Origin of the sequence: Lishizhenia sp. (assembly GCF_033720595.1) — a bacterium.
Classification (GTDB): Bacteria; Bacteroidota; Bacteroidia; order Flavobacteriales_D; family Crocinitomicaceae; genus Lishizhenia.
The window spans coordinates 1-8,887 of sequence record NZ_JAWWCF010000124.1 but is presented as its reverse complement, the minus strand read 5'-3'; the positions used below and the strand labels follow the sequence as shown (position 1 = coordinate 8,887).

The following is an 8,887-nucleotide window of genomic DNA, read 5'->3' as shown; positions in this document are numbered from 1 at the left end:
TTAGACCAATTTTCTCTTGCTTTTGATTAAAAGTAAAAGGAACGACGAACTTTTATACTTTTGAACAAAAAATACAATGGCCAACATATTTGAATTTAATGGTTTTAAACCGGTAATCGCAGCTTCGAGTTTTATTCATCCTAATGCAACTGTTACGGGAAATGTAATTATTGGAGAGGATGTGTATGTAGGACCAGGTGCTGCTATTCGTGGTGACTGGGGACAAATAGTAATAGAGGACGGGTGTAACGTGCAAGAAAATTGTACACTGCATATGTTTCCAGGAACTACTATGACCTTGAAAAAAGGAGCGCATATTGGACATGGTGCAATTATTCACGGAGCAACTGTTGGAGAAAATTGCCTGGTTGGAATGAATGCCGTTTTGATGGATGATGTGATCGTTGAAGAAGAATGTATCATTGGTGCTTTGGCGTTTGTTCCTGCTAAAACGAAAGTAGAAAGAAGGTCTTTGATGGTAGGAAATCCTGCTAAAAAAGTAAAAGAGGTGAGTGATGATATGATCGCATGGAAAACAAAAGGTACAGCCCTTTACCAAGCACTTCCAAAGGAATGTATGGATACCTTAAAGCCCTGCGAGCCTTTAAGAGAGATTGAAGCAGATAGGCCCTCTCAAGATAAGCTATTTGAAACTTGGGAAAAAGTGAAAAACGCATAGAGGCTGGGGTATAGTACTTCTGGAGAATAAAAGCCTGCGTATTTGATGACGTTGGTCACTTTCACCTTGACGTATCGTCAGAAAATGAGTATATTCGCGCTGTGAAATTACAAGGTATGAACACTAAAACAATAAATTTTCAGGTTGAAAAAACAGCGGATTCTAAAGTAAACGCGGTAGATTGGGACAACCTTCCTTTTGGAAAAGTTTTCTCTGATCACATGTTAGAAATGGATTACGTGGATGGAAAATGGCAAGACCCGGTTATCCGTCCTTTTCAAGATTTAAAAATGCACCCTGCAACTTCTGTTATTCACTACGGACAATCGATCTTCGAAGGATTGAAAGCATACAGAAAAGAGGATGGAAGCGTTTCTATCTTTAGACCAGATATGAATGGGAAAAGATTTGCTGAGTCGTGCGAAAGAATGTGCATGCCAGAGCTTTCTCCAGAAATGTTTGTTGAATTGGTTGCCAAATTGGTAGAAATCGATGAAGCATGGGTACCAAAGAAAGAGGGGTACTCCTTGTACATTCGTCCATTCTTATTTGCAATGGATAATTACATCGGAATTAAACCATCTGACACGTATAAATTTATGATTTTCACTTGTCCAGTAGGAGCGTACTACGCACAACCGCTGAATGTGAAAATTGAAGAAAAATACACGAGAGCTGCCGAAGGTGGAGTAGGTAGAGCAAAAACAGCTGGAAACTACGCGGCTTCTTTATATCCTGCAATGTTAGGTCAACAAGAAGGTTACCACCAGTTGGTTTGGACAGATGCTAAAGAGCACAAGTACATTGAGGAGTCTGGAACAATGAACATTATGTTTGTTATTGATGACGTATTAATTACACCAAGCGAAGACAGTGATACAATCTTACGTGGAATAACAAAAAGATCTGTTGTAGAGGTTGCTCAGCAATGGGGGATGAAAGTAGAGGAGCGCAAGGTAACGGTTGAAGAAATCATTACAGCATGTAGAGAAGGTAGAGTACAAGAAGCTTTTGGAGCAGGTACTGCCGCTACTATCGCACCAATTAAAATGATAGGATTTAGAGATGAGAAATTCGAACTTCCAGCAGTGGAAACAAGAGAATTCTCTAACAAAGTACATAAATACTTAGATAATCTTAAAGTTGGTAAAATTGCAGATGAAAACAATTGGGTTTTCAACGTGTAAGCAAGGAGTCAACTGATATTAAAAAAGAGCGAACCAAACGGTTCGCTCTTTTTTTGTTGTATCTAAGTAATAATTCTTTTTACTCTATTCTCTATTTCTCTTTCAGCAAGTCTCTAATTTCACCTAATAAGACTTCTTCTTTAGAAGGTGCTGGCGGTGCAGCTGGTGCTTCTTCTTCCTTCTTTTTCATGCGTTCCTTCATGTTGTTATATGCCTTAACTACAAGGAACACACAAAAAGCAACTACGATAAATACGATGATCGTATTGATGAAAACTCCATACTTTATCGCCACTTCAGCAACGGCTGGAGTGATGACCTCTCCGGCATCGTTTAAAACTTCGGGTTGAGCTTCTGCAATAATAATTTTAAGCTTATTGAAATCGACACCACCAATGGCATAACCTACTGCTGGCATAATGATGTCATTCACCAAAGATTTTACAATTGCTCCAAAGTAGGTGGCCATAATTAAACCTACTGCGAGTTCCAAGACATTTCCTTTGGCAATAAATTTTTTAAATTCTTTTAGCATAGTAATAGTTTTTACTAAAAATAAACTAAAAGTTTCTAACGGTAAAACTATTTCTGAAAAGTAGATTCGAAGGGTAATCGCTGCATAATAGACCTTCCTAATGTGAGCTCATCTGCATATTGAAGTTCACTTCCTACGGCAACACCTCTCGAAAGCGTGGAGATGTTGAAATCGAAATCCTTTAATTTCTTATACAAATAAAAGTTAGTGGTATCCCCCTCCATTGTTGCACTTAAGGCAAAAATAATTTCTGAAATTTCTTCGTTCTCTGCTTTCGCTATTAAGGTGTCTATGTTCAAATCACTTGGACCAATTCCGTCCATGGGGGAGATAATACCTCCTAAGACATGGTATATTCCTTTATAGCTTGAGGTGGCCTCAATGGCCATGATATCGCGAATATCTTCAACGACGCAAATCAGAGAAGTGTCTCTATTAGGATTTAAACAAATGGCACAAAGTTCTTTATCTGATATATTTCCACAAGATGTGCATTGTTTTACTTCGCTTTTCATTGTTACAAAAGCTTGGGCAAAACGCTCTATTTCTTCCGGACTCCTTTTTAAAAGGTGTAAAACTAAGCGCAGTGCACTTCGTTTTCCAATACTTGGTAAAGAAGCCAGTTGTTCCACAGCTTCTTCTATATGTTTAGAAGGAATATTCATTACAACAAAATTAATGCTTTGTAGAGATATGCTGTGTATCCAAATACATAAAATTGTATTTGATGCTTTGAAGATGTGAAAAATAGCTTGCCTATGTGATTCTTTGACGTATTTTTGCGCTATGTTAGTGGAATTAGTATCAGAATGCGGTATCTCCCCTGAAAAATTACCGTACACCTTCGCCGGTTTGTGTTTGCAAGAACCTATGGCGTTAATCACAAACTGGTTGATAGCAACCATCTGTTTCATATGTTATTACAATTTGGGAAAACCTGAAAGTGAATTTGAGAAGTACTGGAAAGGGTTCTACATGCTTTTTGGTTTATCAACGGTATTTGGTGGATTGGGACATACTTTTTTCTACTATACAGGAATCTACGGAAAGTTCCCGTGTTGGACCTTGGGAATTTTAACAAGCTTCTATGCAGGGAAAGCGATGATAAGCTTGTATAATCCTTTACGAAAACGGTTGTTAACACGCGTACTGATTGCAAAAGCTGTACTTCTGTGGGGCTTGGCTATAGCCTTTAAGAGTTTCTTATTTATTACCGTTGACGCAGTTGTGGCCTACCTCATTTTCTGTGGTGGCTTTGGTGTTTACTTTTGGAAAAAAGGAATGGCTGGTTTCAAGTACATAGTATTTGGAGTGGTAATCTTAATACCTTCCGCTTTTATTTTTCTCTTGAAATTGAACCCTCACGTTTGGTTCAATAAAGATGATTTGAGCCATGTTTTAATGATGATTACTATTACCTTCTTTTACTTCGGTATTCGTTTTATGGCCAATTATTTTAAAGAAAATAATACCTTTAATGTTCTTAAATAATTCATCAGTTTTGGTGAACAAATAAAGACTTTAATAAGCTCATGAATAAAATTCAAAACACAGTAAACATTAAGAATAAACGCGCAAAGTTTGAGTATACAATCTTAGACACTTTTGTAGCTGGAATTCAATTGGGTGGTACCGAAATTAAAAGTATTCGTTTGGGTAAGGCGAGTATTGCGGAAGCCTTCTGTGTAATTGAAAATAATGAAGTGTTTATAAGAAACATGTTCATTAACGAATATTCGAATGCTTCTTTTTATCAGCATAAACCTAAAGCAGATCGTAAATTATTGTTGAATAGACAAGAGATTAATAAACTAGCGAAAAAAGTAGAAACGAAAGGATTTACTATTGTACCGCTCCGCATGTTTATCAACGAGAAAGGTTTGGCGAAATTAGAAATAGCCCTAGCGCAAGGTAAAAATATTCACGACAAGCGTCAGACACTAAAAGATAAGGACGATAAGCGTGCCTTAGATAGGGTGATGAAGAATTACAAGTAACCCAATGTGAGAAGGTGTAACCACCTCTGGTTACTGCATAATACTACGAGTATAAATAGGGTGTAGAAGTATACGCTAAATTGAAACAGAAAACTGTACAACAGGGTTCTACTTTTTGCTAAATAGGTGATAAGAGGAATGAGGAGTAAGATGACAATTACCCAATAGATACTTTGTACAGAATAATCTGTGAAGGAAGTAACCCATTCTCCTTGTCTGTTGAAGAATGCCAGGTGTTTTACTTCTCTTAGAATAAAGCTTTCTTCTAAATAAATATTTTTCCCCTCAACGATTTCATAGAAATATTGCCTTGGAAGCCAGAGTCCTTGCCCGCTTGCTGTATACAATGGCGAAACACTTTCTCTGTTAAAACCTTCATAGTAAACACGTGGATCTCCATGTGTAACTTGGTCTTTTACCCAACGAGATGGTAAATATTGATCGAGCACAAGTAATCCTGCTAGAAGCGTGGAAAAACACATGATAAAACGAAAGTAATTCCATAATCTACCTTGAGAGATTTTGGAAAAATAAGCTTCATTTTCTGCCTTTTCTCGGGCTTTTTGTTGTTCGTACCTTTCTTGTGCTTCCTTAAAACGTTGTTTCTTTTCTTCTTCAGATTGTGCCTTTTCAGGATGATTAAAATCTTTGTAACTGTATTGTTTTCCCGTACTTATTTTAGGTGGATTCGAAAGATATTCATAAGCTTCTTGAATGGCAATGAACTTTTCCATTGCGGCATCAGTAGGGTTTTTATCGGGGTGATAAATAAGAGCTTTCTTACGGTAAGCCTTTTTTATTTCTTGTGCCGATGCGTGAGAGGAAACGCCTAATATTTTACAGTAATACTCCTTCAAGTTCTATTCTTTCTTTCGTTTCTAGTCGGTTTATTTTTCCATTAGCTGTACGCGATAATTCAGGTAAGTAATAGATGAATTTTGGAATTTCGTATTTCTCCAAGGTGGAACGCATTGCTGTTTTGATTTGTTCTATGTTGTCAGGTTTTCCCTCAATACACAAACTAACGGCTTCACCAAACGTGTCATTCTTTACTCCACATATTATAAAAGCATGCTTGGATAGAAAAGTAACCAATTTTTTTTCAATAATTTCTGGTTGCAGTTTTACACCCCCAGAGTTTATCGTGAAATCAGCTCTTCCCAGCCATTCAAAACTTTGGTGGTCATGAAGGGTAATAATATCATTGGTTAGCATGTTTTCAACGCCTAAATGAGGAGCGTTTATAATCAGCTGATGATTTTCGTTTACAGTTATTTCCGATGGAGGCAAGACCTTGAAAAACTGATTTTCCTTACCTAAATATTTGAGTGCTATATGAGACACCGTTTCCGTCATGCCAAATGTGGAATAAGCATTTACCTGTGAATTGATCAACTCCTTCGCCAAATTATCATTTACAGGAGCTCCCCCAATAATTAGATGATTAATCAATTGAAAAGCATCATCTTTCATACATGTTTCCACTTGTAAAGGAACCATAGCCGCTAAATCAACTTTTTCTTGCAAAGGAGTAATTGCCTTGCTGTTGATAGGACCAACCCATAAATATGCATCATTAATTAAGGCGCGAACTATCATCATTTTACCGCCTATGTATGCAGGAGAAATACAGAGGTAATATTTACTTTCTTTTGTTAACTTGAAAAAAGTATTGGTGGTTTTGGCTGAGGCTATCATGTGTTTTTTCAACACTTTTATAGGCTTCGGTTTTCCGGTAGATCCAGAAGTGAATTGAACAATGTAATCTTTATCATTATTCCATTCTTCTAAAAATTCCTCAACCAAAGAAAAACTAACTTCACCGCCCTCTAATACCTTAATCTCCATCTTAAAATTGTGCGTCAATTACTTTAATAGCCTCTAAAATTATTGCTTCCTCAATGCTGTGATTAATGCTGGCTTCTCCAATACGCTGAAGTAGGGTAAAGTTGTATTCTTCCCCTTCCTTCTTTTTGTCGTTTTGCATATAACCCAGTAAGGTTTGCGCTATAGAGCTGATGTTGTCTATCTTATCGTATTGTTGTAGAATAAAGTGTTCAATTTCGAAATATTCTTCTTTGGGTAAAAGTCCTGAATCCATAGATATTTTACTCTCAACGAGTAACCCCAATCCTACAGCATAGCCATGAGGAAGAGGAGATTTATCGAGGAAGTAAGCTTCTAAAGCGTGGGCAATGGTATGACCAAAATTCAATTTTTTACGCTCATTTTCTTCTTTAGGGTCGCTTAGAACAATATCATTTTTAATGGCAACACTTACGGCAATATCATCTAAGTTAATGTCGTGTACATCCTTCTCCTTGAGCGCGTCCCAATGCGATCGATCAGCAATTAACCCGTGTTTCAACATTTCGGCTTTACCCCAAACTTTTTCATTGTCTGGTAACGTATGTAAAAATCCAGGATCTATAATGGTACAAATGGGATAGGCGAAGAGTCCGAGCTGGTTTTTATACGGACCAAGATCTATTCCTGTTTTACCCCCTGAAGAGGCATCTACCATGGCTAAAAGGCTTGTTGGCATGTTGATGAATTGTACTCCGCGTTTATAAACAGAAGCTATAAATCCACCTAAATCTGTTATGACACCGCCACCTAGATTAATGATTAAATCTCTTCTACCAATTTTATATTCGGTCAAAGCTTCCCAAACTTGGAAACAAATTTCCATCACCTTATTCTCTTCACCAGGAGGGAGAAGAATAACTTCTGCTTCTTTCAAGGCTGTATATTGTGTAAGAAGGGCTTCCAAACAATTATCATGTGTATTCTCGTCTACAATTATCACTTTTTTTGCTTGTGCAAAATCATTGTCAAGTAGTTGTTGTAGAGAGCTTTCGGTATGGTTTCCAATCTCTATGTAATAGCCTTGCGATTCTATCTTTTTTATCATTCCTTTGCCTTAGTTGGCTGAAATGTAGAAAAAATTCTGCTTGCCATCGAAAAATTGCTTGTCATTAATAAAACACGATTAATTTTGCCGCATGGTATCATTCGAAAATACGGAAATAGCATTTGCTTCTAAGAGCAATAGAGATTTGAATCGAGCGTATCGCCTTTTCAAACTCATGGGGTACCCGAGCTTAGTAAATATGGGCTCTGGCGTACTGAATATGGCAATGAAAATGAATTTGCCTGTGAAGGGTATCGTAAAACGTACCATCTTTAGACAATTTTGTGGTGGAGAAACCATTTTAGAATGTGATAGCACCATAGAGGAGTTGAACAAATTCAACGTTGGAACTATACTTGATTATTCGGTAGAGGGAATGTTGGATAAGGAAGATTTTACGGATACCGTGAATGAATTAATTTCTACCATTATTAGAGCCAATGGTGAAAAAGCAATTCCTTACGCCGTGTTTAAAGTTACCGGACTTGCGAATTTCAATTTGTTAAAGCGTGTAAACGATGAGAACGCTGAGATTTCAGAGGCTGATCGAAAGGCATTGGATTTAGTAATTGAAAGAATAGATACAATTTGTGCCAAAGCACATGAGTTTGGAGTTCCAGTTTTTATAGATGCGGAAGAGTCTTGGATTCAAGATATTATTGATAGAATTTGTGCCGAGATGATGCGCAAATACAACCGTGAACAATCTATAGTTTTCAATACTGTTCAAATGTACAGACATGATAGGTTGCAATTCTTGAAAGACAGTATTAAAGAAGCAAAAGAACAAGGGTATAACTACGGTGTGAAGTTGGTACGTGGTGCTTACATGGAGAAAGAAAGAGCACGTGCTGAGGAGCATGGTTATCCTTCTCCAATTCAGCCTGATAAAGCGGCAACAGATAGAGATTACGATTTAGCGTTAGAGCATGTAGTTCAGCACATTGATTACTGTAAGTTATGTGCGGGTACCCATAACGAAGAAAGTTCAGCCTTTTTAGCAGAGTTGTTAGAAAAGTATAACTTGGAAAAGGATGATAGACGTATCTACTTTGCTCAGTTGTTGGGAATGTCAGACCATATTTCATACAACCTTAGCTACGAAGGATACAATGTTGCCAAATACGTTCCTTATGGTCCGGTTAAAGAAGTAATTCCTTATTTGATGCGTAGAGCAGAGGAGAATACTTCTGTAGCAGGACAAACAGGTAGGGAGCTGAGCTTGATAATGAAAGAAAAGAAAAGAAGAAGAAGGTCTTCAAAGCCAACGCCGAGAAGATAATTTGAGGATAGTAAATAAAAAAAGGGAATGCGTTGCATTCCCTTTTTTTATAGATCCTTTATGAAGTGAAATCCTTTGGGTCCAAATCCCTGATTGTAATAGAATTTATGAGCTTTAAAATTGTTGGCATAGGCATCAAGTACCATAATGGTGCAGTTCCTTTCTTTGGCCAACTTTTCTGCGTATTCCGTAATTTGTTTTCCCAAACCTGAAGATCTGTGTTCAGGAGCAATCACAACGTTATCCATCTCTAAGTATTTTCCGCACCAAAGTTTCGTACCGAGCCATATACC

11 protein-coding genes are annotated in these 8,887 nt (G+C 37.3%); 5 read left to right on the top strand and 6 right to left on the bottom strand.

Annotated elements, in window-relative coordinates:
• The first annotated feature begins 76 nt into the window (after positions 1-76).
• Both R3333_RS09620 and R3333_RS09615 read left to right on the top strand, forming a co-directional pair.
• Positions 77-679 (top strand): transferase hexapeptide repeat family protein, encoded by a 603-nt coding sequence (locus R3333_RS09620; RefSeq protein WP_318958578.1) that lies wholly within the window; start codon positions 77-79, stop codon positions 677-679.
• Positions 680-795: 116 nt separating this feature from the next.
• A complete protein-coding gene (locus R3333_RS09615; RefSeq protein ID WP_318958577.1) occupies positions 796-1,866 on the top strand; it encodes a branched-chain amino acid aminotransferase in 1,071 nt (356 codons plus the stop codon).
• Between the two features lie 91 nt (positions 1,867-1,957).
• On the opposite strand, the gene mscL is transcribed toward R3333_RS09615, so the two are convergent.
• The gene (gene mscL, locus R3333_RS09610; protein ID WP_318958576.1) at positions 1,958-2,401 is read right to left on the bottom strand and encodes a large-conductance mechanosensitive channel protein MscL; all 444 of its coding nucleotides are present in this window, start codon (positions 2,399-2,401) and stop codon (positions 1,958-1,960) included.
• A gap of 47 nt (positions 2,402-2,448) precedes the next feature.
• Positions 2,449-3,315: a recombination mediator RecR gene (gene recR / locus R3333_RS09605; RefSeq protein WP_318958575.1), complete on the bottom strand. Its 867-nt coding sequence runs from the start codon at positions 3,313-3,315 to the stop codon at positions 2,449-2,451.
• Positions 3,316-3,328: 13 nt separating this feature from the next.
• On the opposite strand from recR, the gene R3333_RS09600 reads away from it, so the two are divergent.
• Together R3333_RS09600 and smpB are read left to right on the top strand one after the other, a co-directional pair.
• Positions 3,329-3,892 (top strand): DUF6962 family protein, encoded by a 564-nt coding sequence (locus R3333_RS09600; protein ID WP_318958574.1) that lies wholly within the window; start codon positions 3,329-3,331, stop codon positions 3,890-3,892.
• A gap of 50 nt (positions 3,893-3,942) precedes the next feature.
• Positions 3,943-4,398 carry an SsrA-binding protein SmpB gene (smpB, locus tag R3333_RS09595; RefSeq protein WP_318958579.1) on the top strand — a complete coding sequence of 152 codons (456 nt, stop codon included), beginning with the start codon at positions 3,943-3,945 and terminating at the stop codon, positions 4,396-4,398.
• Here smpB and R3333_RS09590 read toward each other — a convergent pair.
• The 3 genes from R3333_RS09590 to R3333_RS09580 are packed head-to-tail and all read right to left on the bottom strand — an operon-like array spanning position 4,389 to position 7,312.
• A complete protein-coding gene (locus R3333_RS09590) occupies positions 4,389-5,255 on the bottom strand; it encodes a DnaJ domain-containing protein (protein ID WP_318958573.1) in 867 nt (288 codons plus the stop codon). The two genes, smpB and R3333_RS09590, sit on opposite strands and share 10 nt — an antisense overlap.
• Positions 5,236-6,246, bottom strand: coding sequence for an AMP-binding protein (locus tag R3333_RS09585; RefSeq protein ID WP_318958572.1), 1,011 nt, complete (start codon positions 6,244-6,246; stop codon positions 5,236-5,238). The genes R3333_RS09590 and R3333_RS09585 overlap by 20 nt, the downstream gene beginning before the upstream one ends.
• A 1-nt stretch (position 6,247) precedes the next feature.
• The gene (locus R3333_RS09580) at positions 6,248-7,312 is read right to left on the bottom strand and encodes a 3-dehydroquinate synthase family protein (protein ID WP_318958571.1); all 1,065 of its coding nucleotides are present in this window, start codon (positions 7,310-7,312) and stop codon (positions 6,248-6,250) included.
• Between the two features lie 91 nt (positions 7,313-7,403).
• On the opposite strand from R3333_RS09580, the gene R3333_RS09575 reads away from it, so the two are divergent.
• On the top strand, positions 7,404-8,594 hold the full coding sequence (locus tag R3333_RS09575; protein ID WP_318958570.1) for a proline dehydrogenase family protein: 1,191 nt from the start codon (positions 7,404-7,406) through the stop codon (positions 8,592-8,594).
• Between the two features lie 47 nt (positions 8,595-8,641).
• Here R3333_RS09575 and R3333_RS09570 read toward each other — a convergent pair.
• A partial coding sequence (locus R3333_RS09570) for a GNAT family N-acetyltransferase (protein WP_318958569.1) occupies positions 8,642-8,887 on the bottom strand: 246 nt, incomplete at its 5' end.